The organism is Vibrio coralliilyticus ATCC BAA-450 (genome assembly GCF_000176135.1).
In the GTDB taxonomy this organism is placed as follows: Bacteria; Pseudomonadota; Gammaproteobacteria; order Enterobacterales; family Vibrionaceae; genus Vibrio; species Vibrio coralliilyticus.
This window is the reverse complement of sequence record NZ_ACZN01000015.1, coordinates 600,482-625,261: the sequence shown is the minus strand read 5'-3', so window position 1 is coordinate 625,261 and position 24,780 is coordinate 600,482. Positions and strand designations below refer to the sequence as shown.

General features: G+C 45.9%; 24 protein-coding genes. 16 read left to right on the top strand and 8 right to left on the bottom strand.

Going from position 1 to position 24,780, the window contains the following annotated elements:
• Positions 1–63: 63 nt before the first annotated feature.
• The gene (pgm, locus tag VIC_RS10190; protein WP_006959586.1) at positions 64–1,710 is read left to right on the top strand and encodes a phosphoglucomutase (alpha-D-glucose-1,6-bisphosphate-dependent); all 1,647 of its coding nucleotides are present in this window, start codon (positions 64–66) and stop codon (positions 1,708–1,710) included.
• A gap of 101 nt (positions 1,711–1,811) precedes the next feature.
• Here the strand turns inward: pgm and VIC_RS10185 are convergent, their stop codons facing one another.
• Positions 1,812–2,564 carry a DUF1853 family protein gene (locus tag VIC_RS10185; RefSeq protein WP_006959585.1) on the bottom strand — a complete coding sequence of 251 codons (753 nt, stop codon included), beginning with the start codon at positions 2,562–2,564 and terminating at the stop codon, positions 1,812–1,814.
• 112 nt (positions 2,565–2,676) lie between these two features.
• Here VIC_RS10185 and VIC_RS10180 point away from each other — a divergent pair, with 112 nt between their 5' ends.
• Positions 2,677–3,435, top strand: coding sequence for a Nif3-like dinuclear metal center hexameric protein (locus VIC_RS10180; protein ID WP_006959584.1), 759 nt, complete (start codon positions 2,677–2,679; stop codon positions 3,433–3,435).
• A gap of 188 nt (positions 3,436–3,623) precedes the next feature.
• Here VIC_RS10180 and VIC_RS10175 read toward each other — a convergent pair whose 3' ends face one another.
• Positions 3,624–4,913 (bottom strand): citrate synthase, encoded by a 1,290-nt coding sequence (locus VIC_RS10175; protein WP_006959582.1) that lies wholly within the window; start codon positions 4,911–4,913, stop codon positions 3,624–3,626.
• A gap of 396 nt (positions 4,914–5,309) precedes the next feature.
• Between VIC_RS10175 and sdhC the strand changes: the two genes are divergently transcribed.
• The 9 genes from sdhC to tnpA all read left to right on the top strand — a co-directional run bounded on the left by sdhC (position 5,310) and on the right by tnpA (position 15,554).
• The gene (gene sdhC / locus VIC_RS10170) at positions 5,310–5,702 is read left to right on the top strand and encodes a succinate dehydrogenase cytochrome b556 subunit (RefSeq protein WP_006959581.1); all 393 of its coding nucleotides are present in this window, start codon (positions 5,310–5,312) and stop codon (positions 5,700–5,702) included.
• Complete coding sequence (gene sdhD, locus VIC_RS10165) at positions 5,696–6,040, top strand: succinate dehydrogenase, hydrophobic membrane anchor protein (RefSeq protein ID WP_006959579.1); 345 nt, start codon at positions 5,696–5,698, stop codon at positions 6,038–6,040. The genes sdhC and sdhD overlap by 7 nt, the downstream gene beginning before the upstream one ends.
• Positions 6,041–7,807 (top strand): succinate dehydrogenase flavoprotein subunit, encoded by a 1,767-nt coding sequence (gene sdhA, locus VIC_RS10160; protein WP_006959577.1) that lies wholly within the window; start codon positions 6,041–6,043, stop codon positions 7,805–7,807.
• Between the two features lie 14 nt (positions 7,808–7,821).
• Entirely contained in the window at positions 7,822–8,532 is a 711-nt protein-coding gene (locus tag VIC_RS10155; RefSeq protein ID WP_006959575.1) for a succinate dehydrogenase iron-sulfur subunit, read from the top strand.
• Positions 8,533–8,626: 94 nt separating this feature from the next.
• On the top strand, positions 8,627–11,452 hold the full coding sequence (gene sucA / locus VIC_RS10150) for a 2-oxoglutarate dehydrogenase E1 component (protein ID WP_006959573.1): 2,826 nt from the start codon (positions 8,627–8,629) through the stop codon (positions 11,450–11,452).
• 27 nt (positions 11,453–11,479) lie between these two features.
• Positions 11,480–12,685: a 2-oxoglutarate dehydrogenase complex dihydrolipoyllysine-residue succinyltransferase gene (odhB, locus tag VIC_RS10145; protein ID WP_006959571.1), complete on the top strand. Its 1,206-nt coding sequence runs from the start codon at positions 11,480–11,482 to the stop codon at positions 12,683–12,685.
• A gap of 209 nt (positions 12,686–12,894) precedes the next feature.
• Positions 12,895–14,061, top strand: a complete 1,167-nt coding sequence (sucC, locus tag VIC_RS10140) for an ADP-forming succinate--CoA ligase subunit beta (RefSeq protein ID WP_006959569.1) — start codon at positions 12,895–12,897, stop codon at positions 14,059–14,061.
• Entirely contained in the window at positions 14,061–14,933 is an 873-nt protein-coding gene (sucD, locus tag VIC_RS10135) for a succinate--CoA ligase subunit alpha (RefSeq protein WP_006881309.1), read from the top strand. The genes sucC and sucD overlap by 1 nt, the downstream gene beginning before the upstream one ends.
• Before the next feature lie 174 nt (positions 14,934–15,107).
• Positions 15,108–15,554, top strand: a complete 447-nt coding sequence (gene tnpA, locus VIC_RS10130) for an IS200/IS605 family transposase (RefSeq protein ID WP_039951144.1) — start codon at positions 15,108–15,110, stop codon at positions 15,552–15,554.
• A gap of 88 nt (positions 15,555–15,642) precedes the next feature.
• On the opposite strand, the gene VIC_RS10125 is transcribed toward tnpA, so the two are convergent.
• Entirely contained in the window at positions 15,643–15,930 is a 288-nt protein-coding gene (locus tag VIC_RS10125; RefSeq protein WP_006959568.1) for a hypothetical protein, read from the bottom strand.
• A gap of 804 nt (positions 15,931–16,734) precedes the next feature.
• On the opposite strand from VIC_RS10125, the gene VIC_RS26275 reads away from it, so the two are divergent.
• A complete protein-coding gene (locus VIC_RS26275; RefSeq protein ID WP_031342745.1) occupies positions 16,735–17,253 on the top strand; it encodes a GNAT family N-acetyltransferase in 519 nt (172 codons plus the stop codon).
• On the opposite strand, the gene VIC_RS10120 is transcribed toward VIC_RS26275, so the two are convergent.
• Positions 17,201–17,500 (bottom strand): DUF3301 domain-containing protein, encoded by a 300-nt coding sequence (locus VIC_RS10120; RefSeq protein WP_006959567.1) that lies wholly within the window; start codon positions 17,498–17,500, stop codon positions 17,201–17,203. The genes VIC_RS26275 and VIC_RS10120 overlap by 53 nt on opposite strands.
• 3 nt (positions 17,501–17,503) lie before the next feature.
• The gene (locus tag VIC_RS10115; protein ID WP_006959566.1) at positions 17,504–18,541 is read right to left on the bottom strand and encodes a DUF3549 family protein; all 1,038 of its coding nucleotides are present in this window, start codon (positions 18,539–18,541) and stop codon (positions 17,504–17,506) included.
• A 75-nt stretch (positions 18,542–18,616) separates the two neighbouring features.
• On the opposite strand from VIC_RS10115, the gene VIC_RS10110 reads away from it, so the two are divergent.
• Together VIC_RS10110 and truC are read left to right on the top strand one after the other, a co-directional pair.
• Entirely contained in the window at positions 18,617–18,931 is a 315-nt protein-coding gene (locus tag VIC_RS10110; protein WP_006959565.1) for a YqcC family protein, read from the top strand.
• Positions 18,931–19,653: a tRNA pseudouridine(65) synthase TruC gene (gene truC / locus VIC_RS10105; RefSeq protein WP_038176466.1), complete on the top strand. Its 723-nt coding sequence runs from the start codon at positions 18,931–18,933 to the stop codon at positions 19,651–19,653. The genes VIC_RS10110 and truC overlap by 1 nt, the downstream gene beginning before the upstream one ends.
• Positions 19,654–19,710: 57 nt before the next feature.
• Here truC and dxs read toward each other — a convergent pair whose 3' ends face one another.
• Genes dxs through xseB form a run of 3 tightly spaced genes read right to left on the bottom strand, consistent with a single transcriptional unit; the run spans position 19,711 to position 22,745 of the window.
• On the bottom strand, positions 19,711–21,576 hold the full coding sequence (dxs, locus tag VIC_RS10100; protein WP_006959563.1) for a 1-deoxy-D-xylulose-5-phosphate synthase: 1,866 nt from the start codon (positions 21,574–21,576) through the stop codon (positions 19,711–19,713).
• A gap of 19 nt (positions 21,577–21,595) precedes the next feature.
• A complete protein-coding gene (gene ispA, locus VIC_RS10095; RefSeq protein ID WP_006959562.1) occupies positions 21,596–22,480 on the bottom strand; it encodes a (2E,6E)-farnesyl diphosphate synthase in 885 nt (294 codons plus the stop codon).
• 22 nt (positions 22,481–22,502) lie between these two features.
• Positions 22,503–22,745: an exodeoxyribonuclease VII small subunit gene (xseB, locus tag VIC_RS10090; protein WP_006959561.1), complete on the bottom strand. Its 243-nt coding sequence runs from the start codon at positions 22,743–22,745 to the stop codon at positions 22,503–22,505.
• 262 nt (positions 22,746–23,007) lie between these two features.
• Between xseB and pomA the strand changes: the two genes are divergently transcribed.
• Together pomA and VIC_RS10080 are read left to right on the top strand one after the other, a co-directional pair.
• Entirely contained in the window at positions 23,008–23,772 is a 765-nt protein-coding gene (gene pomA / locus VIC_RS10085) for a flagellar motor protein PomA (RefSeq protein ID WP_019276544.1), read from the top strand.
• Between the two features lie 10 nt (positions 23,773–23,782).
• Positions 23,783–24,733 (top strand): flagellar motor protein MotB, encoded by a 951-nt coding sequence (locus tag VIC_RS10080; protein ID WP_039951715.1) that lies wholly within the window; start codon positions 23,783–23,785, stop codon positions 24,731–24,733.
• Positions 24,734–24,780: the final 47 nt, after the last annotated feature.

The window sequence follows — 24,780 nt, the reverse complement described above, 5'->3', positions numbered from 1 at the left end:
CAAATAGCTCTGAGTATTATGAGGTTTTTTTGTTTCTGATAATTTTTAAGAAAGGATGTCAAAATGGCTATGCACCCACGCGCTGGACAAAAAGCCCAACAGCAGGATCTGCATAATATCCCTGCACTTGTCGCGAACTATTTTCTACTTCAACCTGACCCTGCTAATCCAGAGCACAAAGTTGAATTCGGCACTTCTGGACACCGCGGTACAGCGGACAAATCTACCTTCAACGAAAATCATATCTTGGCGATCGCTCAAGCGATAGCTGAGGTGCGTGCTGAGAAAAAAACGACAGGGCCTCTATTTGTTGGCAAAGATACGCATGCTCTGTCGGAGCCTGCCTTCTCCAGTGTTGTGGAAGTGTTGATTGCAAACGGTGTTGAAGTTGTTGTACAGCAGGATAATGGTTACACGCCAACGCCAGGGGTGTCACACGCGATTTTGACTCATAACCTTAAACATCAAGATAAGGCGGATGGCATTGTTATCACGCCTTCGCACAACCCGCCGCAAGATGGTGGTATCAAGTACAATCCAACGCACGGTGGTCCGGCAGAAGGTGAATTGACTCAGGCGATACAAGATCGAGCAAATGTCCTGATTGCTGAGGGCTTGCAAGGTGTTAAGCGTATGCCATTAGCGGAAGCAAAAGCATCAGCGCTTTTCACAGAGAAAGACTTAGTTAAGCCATACGTTGACGATCTTGTGAATGTGATTGACATGGATGCAATCCAAAAAGCAAACCTCAAGATCGGGGTTGATCCACTTGGCGGCAGTGGGATCGACTACTGGCGACAAATTGCAGCGGCGTATAACTTGGATCTCACTCTAGTCAGCGAAGCGATTGACCCTTCTTTCCAGTTTATGTCTCTGGATAAAGACGGCGTTGTGCGTATGGATTGCTCGTCACCTTATGCTATGGCTGGTCTGTTGGCGTTGAAAGACGAGTATGATCTCGCTTTTGGTAATGATCCTGATTACGACCGCCACGGTATCGTGACGCCTAAAGGTTTGATGAACCCGAACCATTTCTTAGCTGTGTGCATTGATTACCTATATCGCCATCGCCAAGGTTGGGGAAGTGACGTTGCAGTGGGTAAAACACTAGTTTCCAGTGCCTTGATTGACCGTGTAGTGGCAGACTTAGGCCGCGAACTGTGTGAAGTGCCAGTTGGTTTCAAGTGGTTTGTTGATGGCTTATATCAAGGTAAGTTCGGCTTTGGTGGTGAAGAAAGTGCAGGCGCTTCGTTCTTGCGTAAAGATGGTACACCATGGTCAACAGATAAAGACGGCATCATCCTTTGTCTGCTAGCTGCTGAAATCACGGCAGTCACTGGTAAGAACCCACAAGAATATTATGAAGAGTTGGCAGCTAAGCATGGCGAGTCTCAATATAATCGTATTCAAGCCGTAGCAAGCGGGCCTCAAAAAGAGGTACTGAAAAAGCTGTCTGCAGAAATGGTCAAAGCAGAGACGCTAGCAGGAGATAAGATCACTGCTCGCTTGACGCATGCGCCTGGTAACGGTGCTGCGATTGGTGGCCTCAAAGTCACGACTGATAACGGTTGGTTTGCGGCGCGCCCATCAGGTACGGAAGATATCTATAAGATTTACTGTGAAAGCTTTAAAGGTGCTGAGCACTTAAAGCACATTGAATCCGAAGCGCAAGAGATCGTGAATCAAGTGTTTGCAGACGCTGGCTTGTAAATTAAATACTTAAGCTGAAGAAAAAGGCTGACCGAGTGTCAGCCTTTTCTTTTTTGCGGGTTAGAACTCTCATTATATGGAGAGAACTGCGCTTCATTTGGCTATCCGTTAGGCCAGTGGTCTGGAACCACAAACCAAAATTGCCCTTGTTCAGTTTGTGCATGAACAAATCGGCCATCAGGTTTGGTAATTGGCTGCTCAAAACCTTGCCTACCTGTTGCCCAGAAAGGTTTGTCTAGCTGGTATAAAGGCTCATCAATGAGTTCCCACTGGCTTTCATAGCACCAAAACCCTGATATTTGGGTTGTGTCGATCTCATAGCCTAGGCAGTGTGTGGGAATGGGCTCGGTGGAAAATGGATTAATATAGAGCCTCCCCTGAAGCAGGAGATGCTCAGTTAAATTGTCTAATTCAGGGTACTTGGATGAAAATTGCGTTGAACTGCTCATTTTTAATTGATGAGAGAGCATGCGATCAAGTTTCTTATCCAGTTGGTCGTGGGCGTTAGGGCCGTACCAAATGCCTTGATGCAATAAATAGAATTTAATTGCCACTTCCCAGTGCTCTAACTGATTCGAACTTTCATTTTTCAAAATCAGATCGATGGCCCCAAGTGTCTGGCCATTTTCCCGATGGATTTGGACTTCTTCTAGCTCTACAGAATATCGACCACTATTGACGAGAAGTTGGGTACATAAATGTTGGTATAGAAAACCGAGTCTAGGGTTACCGTGATAATTTGGGTCACTTAAGGGATGTACCGGCAAAGTCTGCAGAGACTCGAATGGTGGAGTCAGCGTAAACAGAGATGGTGAAGAGGCAATCCAATGGTAAAAACGCTGTAGCTGATTCATCTCTGATCCTTTAAAACAAAATTGACGCTATTGTAACCGCAACCGATTGAAACTAGCATCCTTTATATAGTTGCAATACACTTTGCAAATCGTGCAGTTACTGGAAGTCACAATGAACAATATACAGCTGGAACAGATTCTTAACGAAAAACTTTCTCCTCAACTCATCAAAGATTATGCACCGAACGGTTTACAGGTCGAAGGTAAAACAGACATTAAACGTGTGGTAACGGGGGTGACGGCCTCTCAAGCTCTGATTAACAAAGCGGTTGAGTTGAAGGCGGATGCATTGCTTGTTCATCATGGATACTTCTGGAAAGGAGAACCTGAGCCTATTCGTGGAATGAAAGGGAATCGCATCCGAACGCTAGTCAAAAATGATATCAACTTGTTCGGCTACCACTTGCCCTTGGATATTCATCCTGAACTCGGTAACAACGCAGAGCTAGCACGATTATTAGAGATTGACGTGGAAGGTGGCCTGGAAGGACATCCGCAATCATTGGCAATGTTTGGTCGTCTGGAACAGCCGATGACTGGTGCAGACTTCTCAGCCAAGATAGAAAAAGTACTGAGCCGTACTCCTTTACATATTTCACCTGATAATGCAGATAAAGTAATTGAAACTGTAGGTTGGTGTACCGGTGGTGGGCAAGACTTTATCGAGTTAGCAGTAAAACATGGTCTGGATGCGTTTATTTCGGGTGAAATCTCTGAGCGCACTACCTACACAGCCAGAGAAATGGATATACACTATTTTGCAGCAGGGCATCATGCAACAGAGCGTTATGGTATCAAAGCTCTTGGTGAGTGGTTAGCTAAAGAACACGACTTGGATGTTGAGTTTATCGATATTGACAACCCAGTTTAAGGTTCACAATCGCTAAAGGAGCAGAACCAATCGGAGGCTGTACTTATGAATAGAGCCTCCAATATGGACGAAGCGATTCAAACCGCGCTTTATAACTCCCAAAATATTAAAAGGGTTGATGCGAAAGCATCAACCCTTAATTTTTCTAGCTTCTAGCTTCTAGCTTCTAGCTTCTAGCTTCTAGCTTCTTATTCGCGTTCGTGAATAGGCTTGAAGTTACGCTGAGTTTCACCAGTGTAAAGCTGACGCGGACGACCAATGCGGTTCAGTGGATCACTGTGCATTTCGTTCCAGTGAGCGATCCAACCAATTGTACGTGAAAGTGCGAAGATTACTGTGAACATTGAAACCGGAATACCAATCGCTTTCAGAATAATACCTGAGTAGAAATCTACGTTCGGGTACAGCTTCTTAGATACGAAGTACTCATCAGACAGAGCAATACGCTCAAGTTCCATTGCTACATCCAGTAAAGGATCGTCAATGTTCAGTTCTTTCAGAACGTCATGACACGTTTCGCGCATTACCGTCGCACGTGGATCGTAGTTCTTGTAGACACGGTGACCAAAGCCCATTAGGCGGAATGGGTCATCCTTGTCTTTAGCACGATCAATGTACTCAGGAATGTTGTCGACACTGCCGATTTCTTCCAGCATCTTCAGACACGCTTCGTTAGCACCGCCGTGTGCAGGTCCCCATAGTGATGCGATACCCGCGGCAATACATGCGAATGGGTTTGCACCTGAAGAACCAGCAAGACGAACCGTTGAAGTGGAAGCGTTTTGCTCGTGGTCTGCGTGAAGTGTGAAGATCTTATCCATCGCACGTGCAACCACTGGGTTTACTTCGTATTCTTCACATGGGTTAGCAAACATCATGTGTAGGAAGTTTTCCGCGTAGCTTAGGTCGTTACGTGGGTAGATAAATGGTTGACCGATAGAGTACTTGTAACACATTGCAGCAAGCGTCGGCATTTTCGACAGTAGACGATAAGCCGTGATCTCGCGGTGAGTGTCGTTGTTGATGTCTAGTGAATCGTGGTAGAAGGCTGCCAAAGCGCCAACTACACCACACATTACTGCCATTGGGTGTGCGTCACGGCGGAATCCGTGGAAAAAGCTCGCGATCTGCTCATGCACCATAGTATGGCGAGTGACAGTAACTTTGAATTGCTCGTATTGTTCTCGTGTAGGGGCTTCACCGTAAAGAAGGATGTAACATACTTCTAAATAATCAGCATTATTAGCTAACTGATCAATAGGGTAACCACGGTGCAAAAGGATACCTTTGCCGCCGTCGATGTAGGTGATTTGAGATTCACAGGATGCAGTGGCAAGAAAACCTGGATCAAAAGTGAAATAACCATTTGCTCCAAGTTTACGAACATCAATTACAGGCGTGCCAAGGGCACCTTCCATAATTGGCAGTTCGATAGGCGCTTGACCTTCAACATGAAGGGTCGCTTTCTTATCTGCCATAACAATCTCCTTTGTTTATTATTTAATCCGTCCAGGATGTTTGTGTGACATTTTTGTACGTGTGTTCGTTATCAAAGTCAATTTTTCTCCTCCGACTTGTGCACTTGTTTTGATTTTTTATACGTATAAGGTTAAAAATCTGTTCTGTGTAGCAAAAATTGTTACATCAATTGTGCTAAAATGTTTCCAGCCGTATAGTGGCGCCGTAAATTTTGGTGGAAACCTTATAAATTCAAGGTTTGAAACAAATGTGAGGTGATGTTTCAAATCTTGTTGTTAACAAATATTTTACAAATTTACCCCGGTTTTTTGCCTGCTTGTTGTTAAATAAATGTTAACTTTTGTAGGTTTGCAATCAAATTTCGTTCATAACAATAAATGCTTCAATGGAGCTGAGTGAGCAAGCCCGTGAAAGAAAGAAAGTCAAGACCTGTTAATTTAGATTTGCAGACTATCAACTTTCCGATCACAGCAATCGCATCTATCCTGCACCGAGTTTCAGGTGTAATTACGTTTGTCGCGATCGGGATACTTCTTTGGTTATTATCCATTTCCCTGTCTTCCCCTGTAGGTTACGCACAAGCTGTCGACATCGTTGACGGTTTCTTTGTGAAATTTATTTTGTGGGGTATTTTGACGGCTTTGGCCTACCATATAGCAGGTGGTATTCGTCACTTGTTGATGGACCTAGGTCATTTTGAAGAGCTGGAATCTGGCGCAATGAGCGCTAAGGTTGCATTCGCAGCGACGGCCGTTCTGTCTGTACTTGCGGGGATTCTGGTATGGTAAAACACATTTCATCTTTTGGTCGTAATGGTGTGCACGATTTCCTACTAATTCGTGCAACTGCAATCATTATGACGCTTTATACTATCTATCTGGTGAGCTTCTGTGCTTTCTCAGATATTTCTTACGTATCTTGGACACAGTTCTTCGGTGGGACTTTTACTAAAGTCTTTACCATGCTTGCGTTGGTATCCGTTCTTATCCACGCTTGGATTGGTCTATGGCAAGTTCTTACAGACTACATCAAATGCGCTAAGCTTCGCGGTTTTCTACAGCTAGGCATCATTGCAGTGCTATTTGGTTACTTCTTCTCTGGTCTATTTATTCTGTGGGGTGCGTAAGTGTCTATTCCAGTTCGCGAATTTGATGCCGTAGTAATCGGCGCTGGTGGTGCAGGCATGCGTGCTGCGCTACAAATTTCTGAGCAAGGCCTGACTTGTGCTTTGCTATCTAAAGTATTTCCTACTCGTTCACACACTGTTTCTGCTCAAGGTGGTATTACCGTAGCACTGGGCAATTCACACAAAGACGATTGGCAATGGCACATGTACGACACCGTTAAAGGGTCGGATTACATCGGTGACCAAAATGCTATCGAGTATATGTGTAAGAATGGTCCTGAGTCGGTTATTGAATTAGAAAAAATGGGTCTTCCATTTTCTCGCTTTGATAACGGAACGATTTACCAACGTCCTTTTGGCGGCCAGTCGAAAGAGTTTGGTGGCGAGCAAGCCGCTCGTACCGCTGCTGCCGCTGACCGTACTGGTCATGCACTGCTTCATACTCTGTACCAACAAAATGTAAAACACAAAACCACTATCTTCTCTGAATGGTACGCGCTTGATCTGGTTAAGAACCAAGACGGTGCCATCATGGGTTGTACAGCAATCTGTATGGAAACGGGTGAGATTTGTTACTTCAAATCTAAAGCGACCGTTCTAGCCACTGGTGGTGCTGGTCGTATCTACGCTTCAACGACTAACGCACACATCAATACTGGTGATGGTGTTGGCATGGCACTACGCGCAGGCGTACCAATGCAAGACATGGAAATGTGGCAGTTCCACCCAACAGGTATTGCAGGTGCAGGTGTACTTGTGACCGAAGGTTGTCGTGGTGAAGGTGGCTATCTTCTTAATAAAGATGGTGAACGCTTCATGGAGCGTTATGCGCCTAACGCGAAAGACCTAGCGGGTCGAGACGTTGTAGCGCGTTCAATGATGATCGAAATCCGTGAAGGCCGCGGCTGCGATGGCCCATGGGGTCCTCACATCAAACTGAAACTGGATCACCTAGGTAAAGATGTTCTTGAGTCTCGCCTACCAGGTATTTGTGAGCTTTCACGTACGTTTGCTCACGTAGATCCAGTTAAAGAACCAATCCCAGTTATTCCAACTTGTCACTACATGATGGGTGGTGTACCAACTCAGGTTTCAGGTCAGGCTATTAAACAAGCGGCTGACGGCAGCGAATCTGAAGTTCAAGGTCTTTTTGCGTGTGGTGAAATTGCTTCGGTATCTGTTCACGGTGCTAACCGTTTGGGTGGTAACTCACTGCTTGATCTGGTTGTATTTGGCCGTGCTACTGGTTTGCACCTTGGCGAAACGTTGGCGGCTCAAACAGAAGCTCGTCCTGCGACAGAATCTGACATTGAAGCCTCTCTAGCGCGTACTATGCGTTGGGAAAACAGCACAGGTGGCGAAGATCCAGTACAGATTCGTAAAGATCTACAAACTTGTATGCAAAACAGCTTCTCGGTTTTCCGTGAAGGTGACGCAATGGCAACGGGTCTAGAAGAACTAAAAGTTATTCGTGAGCGCTTGCAAGACGCACATCTTGCCGATAAATCGTCTGAGTTCAATACTCAGCGTATCGAGTGTCTGGAGCTAGACAACCTAATGGAAACAGCGTTCTCGACAGCAGTTGCGGCAAACTACCGTACAGAGAGTCGTGGAGCACATGCTCGTTTTGATTACCCAGAGCGTGATGACCAGAATTGGCTATGTCACTCTATTTATAACCCGGAAACAGAAGCGATGACTAAACGTGATGTCAACATGACGCCAGTTCATCGTGAAGCTTTCCCGCCGAAAGTACGTACATACTAAGGGAGGAATAAATGATGAAACTAAACTTCTCTTTGTATCGTTACAACCCAGATGTCGATGATAAGCCATACATGAAGGATTATATCCTTGAAGTAGACGAAGGCTCTGACATGATGGTTTTGGACGCCTTGATTCTGCTTAAAGAACAAGATCCAACAATTGCATTCCGTCGTTCGTGTCGTGAAGGGGTTTGTGGTTCAGACGGCCTTAATATGAATGGTAAAAACGGTTTGGCCTGTATCACTCCACTGTCTGCGCTAGCAGGCGATAAGCTAGTGATTCGCCCGTTACCTGGCTTACCAGTTGTTCGTGATTTGATTGTCGATATGACTCAGTTCTACGATAACTACGCAAAGGTTAAACCATTCTTGATTGATGATGATGCGTTGCCACCATCACGCGAGAACCTTCAATCTCCTGATGAACGTGCTCATTTAGATGGATTGTACGAATGTATTATGTGTGCGTGTTGTACTACCTCGTGCCCATCGTTCTGGTGGAACCCAGATAAATTTATCGGTCCTGCAGGGTTGCTTGCTGCTTATCGTTGGCTGATCGATAGCCGCGATACTGCAACAGATGAACGTTTGTCAAATCTTGATGATGCATTTAGCGTTTTCCGTTGCCATGGCATCATGAATTGTGTAAGTGTTTGTCCTAAGGGACTAAACCCAACGAAGGCTATCGGTCACATTAAGACAATGCTGGTCAATCGTTCGGTTTAATAAACAATAAAAATTGCCGATCACTCTGGTGATCGGCTCTTTATAGCTCGGCATAGACCGAAGCAAACGTGAAAACTACTGGTTAAGGGAAAATATGCACAACGGCGTGATGAAGGCATGGCTCGAGTCTTCACACTTGGCTGGCGCCAATGCAACTTATGTAGAAGATCTCTACGAACTGTATCTAAGTGATCCCGATCTGGTAAGTGAGGAGTGGAAACGTGTATTTGATGGCTTGCCTAAGCCTTCTGAAGAGGTTGTTGAGCAGCCTCATTCGCGTGTCCGCGACTACTTCCGACGACTCGCTCAAGAAACAAAGCATTACAATGTCCAAGTTAGTGATCCAGATGTCGACGCTAAGCAAGTAAAAGTTCTTCAACTTATTAACGCATACCGTTTCCGCGGTCATGAAGCTGCAGAACTTGATCCACTCGGTTTATGGCAACGTCCAACAGTGGCGGAGCTAGACCCAGCATTCCACAATCTCACCGAAGATGACTTCGAAGAATCGTTTAACGTCGGTTCTTTTGCAATTGGTCAAGAGACCATGTTGCTGAAAGACATCTACTCCTCTCTCAATAAAATCTACTGTGGCTCCGTTGGTGCAGAATACATGCACATGACAGACACTGAGCAAAAACGTTGGATCCAGCAACGTTTAGAATCAGTGGTAGGTAAGCCTTCTTTTTCAAAAGAAGAGAAACAAGAGTTTCTTGAAGAGCTGACCGCTGCAGAAGGCCTAGAGCGATACTTGGGCGCTAAGTTCCCTGGTGCGAAGCGTTTCTCGCTAGAGGGTGGTGATGCGCTCATTCCAATGACGAAAGAACTAATTCGCCACGCTGGTAAAAACGGCATGCGCGAAGTTGTTATTGGTATGGCACACCGTGGTCGCTTGAATATGCTGGTCAACGTTCTAGGTAAAAAGCCTCAGGATCTGTTCGACGAGTTTGCGGGTAAACATGACGAAACATGGGGTACTGGTGATGTTAAGTATCACCAAGGTTTCTCTGCAGATTTTGCTACCCCAGGCGGCGATGTGCATTTAGCACTGGCTTTCAACCCGTCTCACCTTGAGATTGTTAATCCAGTAGTTATTGGTTCGGTTCGCGCGCGTCAAGATCGTCTTGGTGATACTGAGGGAAGTACTGTTCTTCCTATCACTATTCATGGTGACTCTGCAGTTGCAGGTCAGGGTGTTGTTGCTGAAACATTTAACATGTCTCAGTCTCGTGGTTTCCGGGTTGGTGGTACTGTTCGCATTGTTGTGAACAACCAGGTTGGTTTCACTACGTCAAACCCGAACGATACGCGTTCGACTATGTACTGTACTGATATTGCGAAAATGGTACAGGCACCAATTTTCCACGTTAATGCTGATGATCCAGAGGCAGTTGCATTCGTGACTCGCATTGCTCTTGATTATCGTAACGAGTTTAAGCGTGATGTTGTGATTGATTTGGTTTGTTACCGTCGCCATGGTCACAACGAAGCGGATGAGCCAAACGCTACTCAGCCATTGATGTATCAAAAAATTAAGAAGCATCCAACGCCACGTAAGCTTTACGCTGACGTGTTAATTGAGCGTGGGGACTTTGGTATTGATACCGCTACTCAGCTAGTAAATGAATATCGTGATGCTTTGGATCGTGGTGAAGTCGTTGTTAAAGAGTGGCGTCCAATGGCTCTTCACTCTGTCGACTGGGCTCCGTACATTGGGCATGATTGGGACGTTGAGTGGGACAGTGAGTTCCAAAAAGAACGTTTGCTAGAGTTGGGACAGCGCATTTGTCAGTACCCAGAAAGCCACAAGCTACAGAGCCGTGTTAACAAGCTATACAATGATCGTAAAGCGATGTTAAGTGGTGAGAAAGCGATTGACTGGGGTATGGCAGAAACACTGGCATATGCGACTCTTGTTGATGATGGTAAGCGTATTCGTATTTCTGGACAGGACTCGGGTCGTGGTACTTTCTTCCACCGTCACTCAGTTCTGCACAACCAAACGGATGCAAGTACATTTGTGCCATTGGCCAATATTCATGACAAGCAGGGTCCGTTTGAAGTTTATGACTCTGTTTTGTCAGAAGAGGCCGTGCTGGCATTTGAGTATGGATATGCCACAGCAGAGCCAAGCGGCCTAACTATTTGGGAAGCGCAATTTGGTGACTTTGCTAATGGTGCTCAGGTAGTTATTGACCAGTTCATATCCTCAGGTGAGCAAAAATGGGCGCGTCTGTGTGGCCTGACAATGTTGCTGCCACATGGCTATGAAGGTCAGGGACCAGAGCACTCTTCCGCACGTTTGGAGCGATACCTACAGCTTTGTGCTGAGCAAAACATGCAGGTTGTTGTGCCATCTACGCCAGCTCAGGTGTACCACATGATTCGCCGTCAGGTTGTGCGCCCGATGCGCCGTCCTCTTATCGTGATGTCTCCTAAGTCATTGCTTCGTCATCCTCTATGTACGTCATCTATTGAAGAGCTTGCGGAAGGTACCTTCCAGCCAGCGATTGCTGAGATAGACAAGTTGGATGCTAAGAAAGTGAAACGCGTCGTTTTCTGTTCAGGTAAGGTGTATTTCGACCTATTAGAACAACGTCGTAACAACGAGCAAGAAGACGTAGCGATTGTGCGGATTGAGCAACTTTACCCATTCCCTCTGGAAGAGGTTAAAGCTGCCATCGAGCAATACACAAATGTAGAAGATTTCGTTTGGTGTCAGGAAGAGCCGCAAAACCAAGGTGCTTGGTACTCAAGCCAACACAACTTCCGTGCTGCTATTCCGGCAGGTGCAGATCTTAAATACGCTGGACGTCCAGCGTCAGCATCACCTGCAGTAGGTTACATGTCAGTACACTTGAAACAACAGAAAGCGTTGATTGAAGACGCACTTACCGTGAATACAAAAGCTTCAGACTAAGAACTGAAGTTAAAGGAAGAAACAGATATGACAATTGAAATTCTGGTTCCAGATTTACCTGAATCTGTTGCTGATGCGACAGTAGCAACATGGCACAAACAACCAGGTGACGCGGTAGAGCGTGACGAAGTTCTGGTTGACATTGAAACTGATAAAGTAGTTCTAGAAGTACCGGCTCCTGAAGCGGGTGTTCTAGAGGCTATCATCGAAGAAGAAGGTGCTACCGTTCTTTCTAAGCAACTGATTGCTAAACTTAAACCTGGTGCTGTTGCTGGTGAGCCAACAAAAGATACGACTGAGGAAGCGGAAGCGTCTCCAGATAAGCGTCACAAAGCGTCTCTGAGTGAAGAAAGCAACGATGCGTTGAGCCCAGCTGTACGTCGTCTTCTTGCTGAACACAACTTGGAAGCAAGCCAAGTGAAAGGTACAGGTGTTGGTGGTCGTATTACGCGCGAAGATATTGAAGCGCACCTTGCGAATGCCAAAGCTGCACCGAAAGCAGACGCTCCTGTAGCCGAAGCGCCAGCAGCTGCTCGCAGCCAGAAACGCGTTCCTATGACGCGTCTGCGCAAAACTGTTGCAAATCGTCTGCTTGAAGCGAAAAACAACACGGCAATGCTGACTACGTTTAACGAAGTAAACATGAAGCCAATCATGGATCTTCGTAAGCAGTACAAAGATCAATTCGAAGAGCGCCACGGCATCCGTCTTGGTTTCATGTCTTTCTACGTGAAAGCGGTTACCGAAGCACTGAAACGTTACCCAGAAGTAAACGCTTCTATTGATGGCGATGACATTGTTTACCACAACTACTTCGACATCAGCATGGCGGTTTCTACGCCTCGTGGTCTAGTTACTCCAGTCCTAAAAGATTGCGATACGCTAGGTTTTGCTGATGTAGAAAAAGGCATCAAAGAATTAGCGATCAAAGGTCGTGACGGCAAGTTGACAGTAGACGAGCTGATGGGTGGTAACTTTACTATCACTAACGGTGGTGTTTTTGGTTCACTAATGTCTACGCCAATCATCAACCCGCCGCAATCAGCGATTCTTGGCATGCACAAGATCCAAGAGAGACCAATGGCTGTTGATGGCAAAGTAGAAATTCTACCTATGATGTACCTTGCACTTTCTTACGATCACCGTTTGATTGATGGTCGTGAGTCAGTTGGTTTCTTGGTTACCATCAAAGAGCTACTGGAAGATCCAGCACGTCTACTTCTTGACGTGTAATTAACTCAGGCACCAGATTGATTTTGGTAATCTGGTGCCTAAAGTTTCTAAGGCTGAGCACGCTCAACGCTCAGCCTTCATTTGAAGCACTCGTTATTGAATTGGATAGCTAGTGGTTTAATTGAGAAGACCCTACAGACGTTAGGTCGTTTCGATCAAAGCGTCATGGACATAATAATCCCTCAAGGGAAAACAAACGGAATATCAAAATGAATTTGCATGAATACCAAGCCAAACAGCTGTTTGCAGAATTCGGTTTGCCTGTACCGGAAGGCTATGCGTGTGATACCCCTCAAGAAGCTTTCGAAGCTGCGGGACGCATTAGCACAGAGAAAAAAGTTGTTAAATGTCAGGTTCACGCTGGTGGCCGCGGTAAAGCGGGTGGTGTTGAACTACATGACACAAAAGATGGCGTAAAAGAATTTGCGCAAAAATGGCTAGGTAAGAACCTGGTAACTTACCAAACAGATGCAAATGGTCAGCCTGTTACAAAAATCCTTGTTGAAGAAGCGTCTAATATTGCTAACGAACTTTACCTTGGTGCGGTTGTTGACCGTGCAAGCCGTAAGATCGTTTTCATGGCTTCAACGGAAGGCGGTGTTGAGATTGAGAAAGTTGCGGAAGAAACGCCGGAGCTAATCCACAAAGCTGCGATCGACCCATTGGTTGGTCCTCAAGCTTATCAGGGCCGTGAACTTGCGTTCAAACTAGGCCTAGCGGGTGACCAGATCAAGCAGTTCGTTAAGATCTTCATGGGTCTTGGTACTATGTTTGCTCAGTACGATCTAGCACTACTAGAAATCAACCCACTAGTTGTTACTGGTGAAGGTAACCTGCTTTGTCTAGATGGCAAGATTAACATCGATTCAAACGCTATGTACCGTCAGCCTAAGCTGCGTGAAATGCACGATCCTTCACAAGAAGATGAGCGTGAAGCTCATGCTGCTCAGTGGGAACTGAACTATGTCGCTCTAGATGGCAACGTTGGCTGTATGGTTAACGGTGCGGGCCTAGCAATGGGCACAATGGATATTGTAAACCTACACGGTGGTAAGCCAGCTAACTTCCTAGATGTAGGTGGCGGCGCGACTAAAGAGCGTGTAGCAGAAGCATTCAAGATCATTCTATCTGATGACAATGTAAAAGCAGTACTAGTAAACATCTTCGGTGGTATCGTGCGTTGTGACATGATCGCAGAAGGTATTATTGGTGCAGTTAAAGAGGTAGGTGTAAGCGTACCTGTTGTTGTTCGTCTTGAAGGTACTAACGCAGACCTAGGTCGCGAAGTTCTTGCTAATTCTGATGTTGATATCATCGCTGCTGAGTCACTAACTGACGCAGCTCAGAAAGTTGTTGCTGCTGCGGAGGGCAAATAATGTCTGTACTAATTAATAAAGACACCAAAGTAATCTGTCAGGGTTTCACTGGTGGTCAAGGTACTTTCCACTCTGAGCAAGCTATCGCATACGGTACACAGATGGTTGGTGGTGTATCTCCAGGTAAAGGTGGTCAAACTCACCTTGGTCTTCCTGTATTCAACACTGTACGTGAAGCAGTAGAAGCAACTGGCGCAACAGCAACAGTTATCTACGTTCCAGCACCTTTCTGTAAAGATGCAATCCTAGAAGCGATTGATGCAGGTATCGAGCTTATCGTAACGATCACTGAAGGTATCCCTACAACAGATATGATCGACGTTAAAGTGAAGCTAGAAGAAACTGGCGTTCGCATGATCGGTCCTAACTGTCCAGGTCTAATCACTCCTGACGAGTGTAAGATTGGTATCATGCCTGGTCATATCCACAAGAAAGGTAAAGTAGGTATTGTTTCTCGCTCTGGTACTCTAACGTATGAAGCGGTTAAGCAGACTACAGATGAAGGCTTCGGTCAGTCTACTTGTGTTGGTATCGGTGGTGACCCAATCCCAGGTTCAAACTTCATTGATATCCTAAAACTGTTCCAAGAAGATCCAGAAACTGAAGCTATCGTAATGATCGGCGAGATCGGTGGTACAGCAGAAGAAGAAGCAGCGGCGTTTATCAAAGAGAACGTGACTAAACCTGTAGTTTCTTACATCGCTGGTGTTACTGCACCTCCAGGTAAACGTATGGGCCACGCTGGTGCAATCATCTCTGGTGGTAAAGGTACAGCGGAAGACAAGTTTGCAGCTCTAGAGGCAGCAGGCGTTAAGACGGTTAAGTCTCTAGCAGACATCGGTAAAGGTCTACGTGAAGTAACAGGTTGGTAATTCACCAGTCTGCCTAAACAAACAAAGGCTTGGCATTGCGCCAAGCCTTTTTTATTTTCTGGCCCTAAACCACCTTCTTTAGAAGGTGGTGATCGTTCTTTTGGGCTTTGCCCGAAGAACGCTCATGTTCAAGATGTCCTCGTTTGCAACCAACAAATGAAGGAAATAACGAACATGAGCAGATATGAATCCGCTTCACACGTTTATCATCGGTGCCAATATCATATTGTTTGGACACCTAAATATCGACTAAAGATTCTGAAAGGAAATTTAGGCAAAGAGCTGTATCGAAGTATCTACGTTTACAGCAATATGAAGAAATGCAAGGTTGTCGAGCTTAACGTCCAAATTGATCATGTCCATTTAGTCGTGAGGCTTCCGCCGAGCATGAGTATCTCAAATTACATGGGGTTTGTTAAAGGTCGTACAGCGATTAGGTTGTTTAACAAATTTCCGTATTTGAGAAAGAAAAAGCTCTGGGGTAATAAGTTCTGGCAACGAGGTTACTTTGTTGATTCGGTAGGGATGAACGAGGAAATTATACGTAGATACGTCAGGCACCAAGATCGTGTGGGGAAAGAAGAAGAGGAGCGACAAATGCTTCTAGGGTTAGATAAATAGCAGTGAGCCCCCTTATAGGGGGCCAACCAAAGCCACCTGCTATGCAGGTGGATTTTTACTCTGGGTCTTATCAGCGAGATAAACTCACTTACGAGTTCGCCATCTTCTCTTCTAATAGTGCCAACCTAGTGGTCAACTCAGCGACTTGTTTTTCCAGCTCAGTAATTCTGCATGCGTCATTAGCTGTTTTAGCAGCGACTTCTACTTTGGGAACACGGTTAGCACTTTTCCAGCTTTTAATTGTCGTTATAAGAGCGGGCATAGGGATGGCTGTACTAAGGCGTGCTTTCACCAAGGCGACGGTTGGCTCCTTACCCTCTTTTTGGAGCTGTTCTAAAACTTCCTTAAGCTCCTGACTAACATCTTGAGTGAGCATATGACCTCCTTGAATGCGTTTAGCGTCATGATACTCAACGTATCCTGTGAATGCGAATAGAAAATGCACGCTTGTAATGTGCGAGATCTCTTACGCTTAGTGTGCGATAAAACAGTCTTACACAGGTGTGATAAACGCATTGTTATTTTATGTTGTTGAATTTGTTTGATATTAAATCTAAATAGCGTATTTATGTAACCTGAGCATTCGTTTATCGCATTGCTTATAGAAAGAGGTAGGGTAAATTACCAAGTGTTGGACGGGATGCTGACACGGAACAGGAACGTTAAGGACTGAACATCTTCGGGACGAAGATTTGGCTAGTAAGGAGTGCTAGTCAGCAAGGAGCGAAGGATACTGTAGGGAAGCAGTTACTGATGGGAACTCAGTACTAAGGACGGATAGGGCCCCTCTGGGAAGAGGCGTGACATTATCAGGATGATGCAAAGGACACCGCTCAGGGAACTAGTGACGTGCGCTAACAGGTCAGTTAGCTATCAGGACGATTAGGACACCGCTAGGACGGCGAAGCCAGGATAACACTGAAGGATTCAGTGACTATTAAGGAAGATGCATGGAGCACCTTTTGTGGCCGGACTGCTACGAGTAAGACTATAGCCCCGATATTTGCGTATCGGGGCTTTTCTTTAACCTTAGGCATAACTCACACTAACAACGTCAAAATAACAATCTAGATCAATAACTAAACCTATCAGTTGGTATAACTTTTCGGCTTTGTTTCTACGTTTGGAAACAAAAAATAGCCCCTGTGCTTCGGGGGCATGCTGTCAATAAGGATGTGTTGTGACTATCGTAACTCGCCGAACATTACTGGTGCCATACAATGAATCATTACAGTCAGAATTCTTGATGCTTAACTGTTGTGCCAAGAATCGAGCTGAGATGAATGGACCGCACACTGTTTCTTCAGCAAAACAACTTTTCCAGCAAGTTTTACATGATCACACCATTTATGCGTTGGCTGTTTTAGACAGTCATTCACGAGAATATATCGGGCATGTATTTATCTATCATTTGGATAGTGGGCCGGAATTAGGGTATATCTTTGATAAAGCCTATTGGGGGAAGGGATACGCCAGTGAAGTACTGAAGGCCTTTTTCCCTAAGGCGGTGCGGGATCTCAACTTAACTCGCGTATCAGCAACAGCCAACATTGAGCACACGCCATCGATTCGTATTCTAGGCAAGCTGGGTTTTGAGTTATGCGGTCAAAATCGTGATGCATTTGGCCCGTATAATCAGTATGTATTTACATCCGATGAGGTGGCAGATCGACCTTTATCAGTCGAAAGCCTTGCATGATCAACTTGCCTTGGTAGCAGTCATCACCAAGCGATGAAAACTCAAATTGATAAACAGAGTGCCAACGCCAGATTCCGTCTGGCGTTTTCAGTTTATGACCTTTTAGCGCGACGCTGATCAATTGCAAATCGAGCTGCTTACATTTGTTGGCCGCGATTGATTTGGCTAACTCAGCTTGTCTTCTCTGTTGCCAGAATAAAAAACAGCCGAATACCAATCCCAGAATGGCTAGAAGGTCACCGATCATCTTTTAGCCCTTAGTCGCTTGTTGAAGTTTTACCAGTGCCTCTGCCAGCTCCTGAGATGGTGCAGAATGAAGCAGGGGTAATAACACCATTCTCAATTCAGGCAGCATCACCAGATCGGCAAACAGTTGATTAAATAGTGCCTGATTTCCAGTCTGAGCTAAACGCAGAAGAAATTGCTGCGCACGTTGTGGGTCGCGGAGAAGGTACCAACTGCGGCCTGCTACACCAATCAACACTTCTTGATGACTTAAGCGAGGAGACGCGAGTATTTTGTCGAGTATCACTCCTGAATACGACGTGTTAGCTCCAGACAATGCACGAGCGAGAGCGCCGAGGAGGAAGATATCTGGGTCTTTGCTGTCTATCTGCTCAAGGGCCATTTCTTGTAAACGCTCTGCCAGTTTATCCGGCAAAGGAGTGTGCTCCAGCGCTCCTAACAAGGCATAAAGGGGCTCATTAGGCAGGTGCTTTAGTGCTTTACGTAAGTTGACGCCGTTTTGGTTGTGTCCAAGGCGAGCACAGATATCGGTTACACCTTGAAGGCCGACGGTCTGCCATTTGTCCCAGCCGAGACCTCCAGAAAAGTAGTGCTGTGCGTGCTCATAGTACTGACTGCATGGTAAGTCGAGTTGAGCTCTTATCTGACTGTGAAACACAGCCATTTTATCTTCAGCAGGCTTATAGGTATAAGGGTTATTCGATAGCTTTTGTTGCTGCTCTTCCGTCATTTCCTGACTCAAGCGCGTTCCCATCGCCTCAACGACATATTTAATGAAGTTGCCTACATCAGCCTGCTTCAATAGACCACGCTCATCCAGCTCAAACTTTAAAAACCAAATCCACGGTTGCTTGTGTTCATTCCAGTAAGCAATCGCGAGATGCGCTTTGCGTTGTAAAGGGAACGGATAGGGTTGAAGGCCTTTTTCTACATCGGCAAACACTTTGCTGTCTATGTGTTTGATTCGGCGCCCTAGATCGTAAACCTGATATTGGCATTCACTATTGGTTAATAACTGGCTGAGGGTATGAATGGTGTCCATTGCTGAATAGTCCTAACTTTCTTTCCTCTATAAATGGTACTCTTATGCCTAATTTCAAGGTTTCCCCTCAGGTTTATGACAAAAGAACAGCAATTAGTACCACTTCTAGACCAGTTACCCTCTGTCATGCGCGAGCTAAAACTATGGCAACGACACAAGCCTGCTGACCAAGCACTACAAAGTGCTGAACCTTTTGCGGTCGATACGTTACAACCAGAACAATGGTTACAGTGGGTATTTTTACCAAAAATGGCATATCTTCTTGAGCAGAAGATGCCTTTACCCGCGGGCTTTGCGATTACGCCTTACTTTGAAGAGTGTTGGAAAGAGCATGGGGCATATACTCCATTACTTGATCTACTTAGAGCGATAGATGAGGCCTGTGCGTGATATTAGATATTGTTTTTCAGGACGAGTACTTTGTTGCCGTGAACAAGCCTGCTGGGATGTTGGTTCACCGTAGTTGGTTAGATAAACACGAAACTCAGTTTGTGATGCAGACATTGCGTGACCAAATTGGTCAACATGTATTTCCACTTCATCGTCTTGACCGACCGACGTCGGGTGTACTGATTTTTGCGTTGTCGAGTGATGTGGCCTCTCAAGTGATGCCTATGTTTGCCAACCATGAAATGGTCAAGACCTATCACGCCATTGTGCGAGGTTGGATTGAAGAGGCGGGACGATTAGATTATGCCTTAAAGGTTGAGCTGGATAAGATCGCCGATAAGCATGCGAGCCAAGAGAAGGAGGCTCAGGAAGCGATCACCGATTACCACACATTGGCAAAAGCAGAGATCCCTTATTCAACAGGAAAGTTTCCCACGACTCGTTACTGTTTGATGGAATTAAAGCCTCTGACTGGGCGTAAACATCAGCTCAGACGACATATGGCTCACCTTCGTCATCCGATAGTCGGTGATACCACGCATGGCGATGGCAAGCACAACAAATTGTTTAGAGAAGTCTATGACTCCCACCGCTTGCTTCTGCATGCCTCAAGCTTAGAGTTTGTGCACCCGTTTACTAACCAAACGGTGCTGATTAAAGCGAAAGTCGATGATACATGGCAGAAGATTTGCGATGAGTTTGCTTGGCAGATGCCTGAATAGAATGAAAAAAGCTCTCGAAAGAGAGCTTTTTAGCAGTAATGTAAGCTGAACTGAGCGCTATTTTTCGAGGTAATTTCGAATTGACTGCTCAATGCCTGTGGCATCTAATCCGAGCGCTTGGTGCAGCTCATCTTGAGTTCCTTGAGCAATGAATTGGTCAGGAAGGCCTAAATTCAGTACTGGTTTAATGAGTTTTTCTTGCATCATAAACTCAATCACACCAGCACCAGCGCCGCCTGCGATGGCATTTTCTTCTAATGTGACAATCACATCATGCTCATCAACAAGCTGTTTGATCAAAGCTTCATCAAGTGGTTTGACAAAACGCATATCAGCAACAGTCGCATTGAGTTTTTCAGCCGCTTCCAGTGCATTGCCTAAGAAGGTACCGAAGCTGAGAATCGCCACTTTTTCACCTTTTCGTACGACTCGGCCTTTGCCAATTTTTAACGCAGTGAAATCTTGCTCAATTTCAGTTCCGATGCCGCTCCCACGAGGGTAACGTACAGCACTTGGCCCAGTGTGCTTATGTCCTGTGTAGAGCATTTGGCGACATTCATTCTCATCACTTGGTGCCATGATGACCATGTTTGGAATACAACGCATAAAGCTCAGATCGAACGCACCTTGGTGAGTCTGACCGTCAGCACCGACTAACCCAGCACGGTCAATCGCAAACATCACTGGGAGATCCATGATGGCGATGTCGTGAATTAACTGGTCGTAACCGCGTTGAAGGAAAGTAGAGTAAATTGCGACAATTGGGTTGTTGCCCGCAATCGCCATACCTGTTGCCAAGGTGACGGCATGTTGTTCCGCGATCGCGACATCAAAATACTGCTGTGGGTATTCTTTAGAGAAGCGAACCATGCCGGAACCTTCACGCATCGCTGGCGTGATGGCCATCAATTTCGGGTCCTGAGCGGCCATATCACACAAAAAATCACCGAAAATTTTAGAGAAGGTTGGCTTGCTGCCGCTGCTCTTTGGCAATGAAGTATGGGCAGGGTCGAACTTAGGCACGCCGTGATAACCGATAGGGTCTTTCTCTGCAGGCTCGTAACCTTTGCCTTTCTTAGTCATGATATGAAGGAATTGCGGACCTCTTAGTTCACGCATGTTCTTCAATGTTTTGACCAGTTCGTTAACATCGTGACCGTCAACCGGTCCAATGTAGTTAAAACCCAATTCTTCAAACAGAGTGCCGGGTACGACCATGCCTTTAAGATGTTCTTCAGTGCGGCGAACCAGTTCTTTGATTGGTGGAACGCCTGACAGTACTTTTTTTCCGCCTTCACGAATAGAGGTGTAGAGGCTGCCAGAAAGCACCTGAGCAAGGTGGTTATTCAGTGCTCCGACATTTTCAGAGATCGACATCTCGTTGTCATTCAGCACGACTAGCATGTCCGAATGAACGTCGCCTGCGTGGTTCATAGCTTCAAATGCCATACCTGCGGTAATTGCACCATCACCAATCACGCTGACCACTTTGCGGTTTTCACCTTCTTTCTCCGCGCTGATCGCCATACCTAGCGCAGCGCTGATAGAGGTTGATGAGTGACCGACAGATAGCGTGTCATACTCACTTTCTTCGCGCCAAGGAAAAGGGTGCAGCCCGTCTTTCTGACGGATAGTCGACATTTGGTCTCGGCGACCTGTCAGAATCTTGTGCGGATATGCTTGATGGCCAACATCCCAAACCAGTTGATCAAACGGGGTGTTGTACACATAGTGAAGCGCCACTGTAAGCTCCACAGTACCTAAGCCTGAGGCTAGGTGACCGCTGGATTGACTGACAGAGTTCAGTAAGTAGGTGCGTAATTCGTCACACAGCGTAGGCAAAGCTTCCTTAGGAAGGCTACGTAGTTCATCTGGAGTATTTGCCAGAGCCAGTGTTGGATATTTTGAAATATCAAGAGTCATATAAATGCGCGCTTTTAGTTTAGTTCTTGCGCTCGATGACGTATCGGGCGAACTCTTCGAGTAATTCTGTATTGTATGGGATTGCTTCTAAAGCTTGAAGAGCTTCCGTTAACAGAGTGTGAGCTTTGTTAATAGCGCCTTCTAATCCTAGCAGTGCAGGATAAGTACTTTTGTCTAAATCCTGATCAGAACCTTGAGGTTTACCTAAGGTCTCTGTGTCACTGATAATATCTAAAATGTCGTCTTGAACCTGAAACGCTAGGCCAATAGCGTCAGCAAACTGGTCTAACTGAGGTAAGATTTCAGAGCCTTTCTGCCCTGCAGCAAGCGCTCCAAGCCGGATTGCACATTTCATTAGTGCACCGGTTTTATTACGGTGAATGTTTTCCAACTCTGCAAGCGATACCTTTTGACCTTCTGCCGATAGGTCCAAAGCTTGTCCTAGGCACATACCATTTGCGCCGGATGCTTCTGCCAGTGCTTTCACCATCTTTATACGATAGGTTTCTGCTTCAGGGCTCAATTCGCCATCAGCAAGAATAGTAAATGCCAAGGTTTGCAGGGCATCGCCAGTCAGGATCGCTGTAGCTTCATCGAATTTGATATGGCAGGTTGGTTGTCCACGACGAAGCTCATCATCGTCCATCGCAGGTAAATCATCGTGGATAAGCGAGTATGCATGGATGCATTCAATCGCCGATGCTGGGGTATCTAACTCTTCCAGCTTACAGCCCAACATCTGGCCTGTGATATAGACCAGAAACGGGCGTGCGCGTTTTCCACCTAATAGCAGGCCGTAGCGCATAGCTTCAATCAGAGGCTGTTCCTGATGAGGAAGCTGGTTTAGCCAGCGCTCTAATTGTCGATTGTTTCTTTGTTGTAGAGAGGTTAACGCCTCGTGCATAGGAGCAATTCTTCTGTGGTAATTATTCTGGCTGAGTCGAGAACTCTGAAAGCGGGGTCTCATCGTCGTTCTGTAGTAAGATACTGACGCGTTGTTCTGCATCGCTTAGCTTACTCTGACCTTCACGGGCAAGCGCGATACCACGTTCGAACTTTTTCAGTGCGTCATCAAGAGCCAGATCACCGTTTTCAAGGTGTTCAACAATAGAGTCGAGTTCTTCAATTGCTGCCTCAAAGGACATGTTTTCAGGTTTCTTGCTCGCCATAATATTTCTACATTTGAAAAGATGCACGAAAGTTACCTTAGCAGGTAATGATGGTCAAATTTAACCGAGGAAAATTGACAGAAAAATCGAGTTGGCGCGGTCAATATTATCTATAAAGGTCACGTCACTGCTTTAGTCTAGTTTACTCTGTCGCCATAACATCTATATTTGTGTGAGTGCGATACCAATAAAACACTAAAGATCTGAAGATGTTGCCGATATAATTTACCAGAAGCTTAAAAGATAGCATGAGGAGTGCTTTGTGGATTTAGCAACGCTGATAGGGCTCATTGGCGGCTTTGCTTTCGTAATCATGGCGATGATTCTGGGCGGAAGCATAATGATGTTCGTCGATGTGACCTCTATTCTAATCGTAGTTGGTGGCTCGACCTTCGTTGTCCTGATGAAATTTACCATGGGGCAGTTTTTCGGCGCGGCTAAGATTGCGGGCAAAGCCTTCATGTTCAAAGTCGATGAACCTGAAGATCTGATTGCTAAAGTGGTCGAAATGGCGGACGCCGCACGTAAAGGTGGCTTCCTGGCTCTTGAAGAAATGGAGATCACTAACAACTTCATGCAGAAAGGCATTGATTTACTGGTCGACGGCCATGATGCTGACGTCGTGCGTGCGGCACTGCAAAAAGATATTGTCCTGACTGATGAGCGCCATGACTTTGGTGCTAGTGTATTCCGAGCTTTCGGCGACGTTGCTCCTGCAATGGGGATGATCGGTACGCTAGTTGGTCTGGTTGCCATGCTGTCCAACATGGATGACCCGAAAGCGATCGGCCCAGCCATGGCGGTCGCACTTCTGACGACGCTCTACGGCGCAATCTTATCTAACATGGTGTTCTTCCCTATTGCTGACAAATTGTCACTGCGCCGCGATCAGGAAAAACTCAACCGTCGCCTAATCATGGATGGTGTGCTCGCTATTCAGGATGGACAGAACCCACGCGTTATCGACAGCTATCTGAAGAATTACCTCAACGAAGGTAAGCGCGCTCTTGATGTAGATAACGAGTAAGGTCGCTGGTATGGAAGAGGAAGAACCAAAATGCCCACCCCCCGGTTTACCGTTATGGATGGGAACATTTGCTGACTTGATGTCACTGTTGATGTGCTTCTTCGTACTTCTGTTGTCATTCTCTGAGATGGACGTACTGAAGTTCAAGCAGATTGCAGGTTCAATGAAGTTTGCGTTCGGTGTACAGAACCGACTGGAAGTAAAAGATATTCCTAAGGGTACCAGTATCATTGCGCAGGAGTTTCGCCCAGGCCGACCTGAGCCGACCCCGATTGATGTCATCATGCAGCAAACCATTGATATTACTCAGCAGACACTAGAGTTTCATGAAGGTGAATCAGATCGTGCTGGTGGTACGCAGCGTGATAAAGGTAAGCAAACAGGTGGTAAGTCACCGGACACTTCGACACAGGATAGTCAAAACTCTGAATCAGACAGCGAACAGCAGCAGTCAGCGGAGCTTTCTCAGGAGCTGGAAACCTTGATGGAGAGCATCAAGAAAGCTTTGGAGCGTGAAATTGAGCAAGGCGCGATTGAAGTTGAGAATTTAGGCCAGCAGATTGATATCCGTATTCGAGAGAAAGGGGCATTCCCTGAAGGTTCTGCATTCCTTCAGCCTAAGTTCCGTCCGTTAGTCAGACAGATTGCGGAGTTAGTCAAAGATATTCCGGGGATAGTGCGTGTCTCTGGTCATACAGATAACCAGCGAATTGACTCTGAGTTGTATCGCTCCAACTGGGATCTTTCCGCTCAACGAGCTGTATCAGTCGCACAGGAGATGGAAAAAGTTCGTGATTTCTCTCATCAGCGTCTTCAAGTCCGCGGTATGGCAGATACGCAGCCGCTTGGGCCAAATGATACCGAAGCGCAGCGTTCACGTAACCGCCGCGTTGAAATCAGTATTATGCAAGGGGAACCTCTCTATAGTGATGAAGTTCCATCCTTACCAAGTACGAACTAAGAAAAGACGAGCGAAATGCTCGTCTTTTTTATGGTCTTTGCTTCATG

What these genes read in the sequence shown, in the direction of transcription:
- sucA (WP_006959573.1), top strand. Translation starts at nt 8,627, where the DNA reads ATGCACAACGGCGTGATGAAGGCATGGCTCGAGTCTTCACACTTGGCT.
- pgm (WP_006959586.1), top strand. Translation starts at nt 64, where the DNA reads ATGGCTATGCACCCACGCGCTGGACAAAAAGCCCAACAGCAGGATCTG.
- VIC_RS10155 (WP_006959575.1), top strand. Translation starts at nt 7,822, where the DNA reads ATGAAACTAAACTTCTCTTTGTATCGTTACAACCCAGATGTCGATGAT.
- tnpA (WP_039951144.1), top strand. Translation starts at nt 15,108, where the DNA reads ATGAGCAGATATGAATCCGCTTCACACGTTTATCATCGGTGCCAATAT.
- sdhD (WP_006959579.1), top strand. Translation starts at nt 5,696, where the DNA reads ATGGTAAAACACATTTCATCTTTTGGTCGTAATGGTGTGCACGATTTC.
- VIC_RS10115 (WP_006959566.1), bottom strand. Translation starts at nt 18,541, where the DNA reads ATGGACACCATTCATACCCTCAGCCAGTTATTAACCAATAGTGAATGC.
- ispA (WP_006959562.1), bottom strand. Translation starts at nt 22,480, where the DNA reads ATGCACGAGGCGTTAACCTCTCTACAACAAAGAAACAATCGACAATTA.
- VIC_RS10180 (WP_006959584.1), top strand. Translation starts at nt 2,677, where the DNA reads ATGAACAATATACAGCTGGAACAGATTCTTAACGAAAAACTTTCTCCT.
- sucC (WP_006959569.1), top strand. Translation starts at nt 12,895, where the DNA reads ATGAATTTGCATGAATACCAAGCCAAACAGCTGTTTGCAGAATTCGGT.
- dxs (WP_006959563.1), bottom strand. Translation starts at nt 21,576, where the DNA reads ATGACTCTTGATATTTCAAAATATCCAACACTGGCTCTGGCAAATACT.
- odhB (WP_006959571.1), top strand. Translation starts at nt 11,480, where the DNA reads ATGACAATTGAAATTCTGGTTCCAGATTTACCTGAATCTGTTGCTGAT.
- sucD (WP_006881309.1), top strand. Translation starts at nt 14,061, where the DNA reads ATGTCTGTACTAATTAATAAAGACACCAAAGTAATCTGTCAGGGTTTC.
- VIC_RS10120 (WP_006959567.1), bottom strand. Translation starts at nt 17,500, where the DNA reads ATGATCGGTGACCTTCTAGCCATTCTGGGATTGGTATTCGGCTGTTTT.
- VIC_RS10080 (WP_039951715.1), top strand. Translation starts at nt 23,783, where the DNA reads ATGGAAGAGGAAGAACCAAAATGCCCACCCCCCGGTTTACCGTTATGG.
- xseB (WP_006959561.1), bottom strand. Translation starts at nt 22,745, where the DNA reads ATGGCGAGCAAGAAACCTGAAAACATGTCCTTTGAGGCAGCAATTGAA.
- VIC_RS10125 (WP_006959568.1), bottom strand. Translation starts at nt 15,930, where the DNA reads ATGCTCACTCAAGATGTTAGTCAGGAGCTTAAGGAAGTTTTAGAACAG.
- VIC_RS10110 (WP_006959565.1), top strand. Translation starts at nt 18,617, where the DNA reads ATGACAAAAGAACAGCAATTAGTACCACTTCTAGACCAGTTACCCTCT.
- VIC_RS10175 (WP_006959582.1), bottom strand. Translation starts at nt 4,913, where the DNA reads ATGGCAGATAAGAAAGCGACCCTTCATGTTGAAGGTCAAGCGCCTATC.
- VIC_RS10185 (WP_006959585.1), bottom strand. Translation starts at nt 2,564, where the DNA reads ATGAATCAGCTACAGCGTTTTTACCATTGGATTGCCTCTTCACCATCT.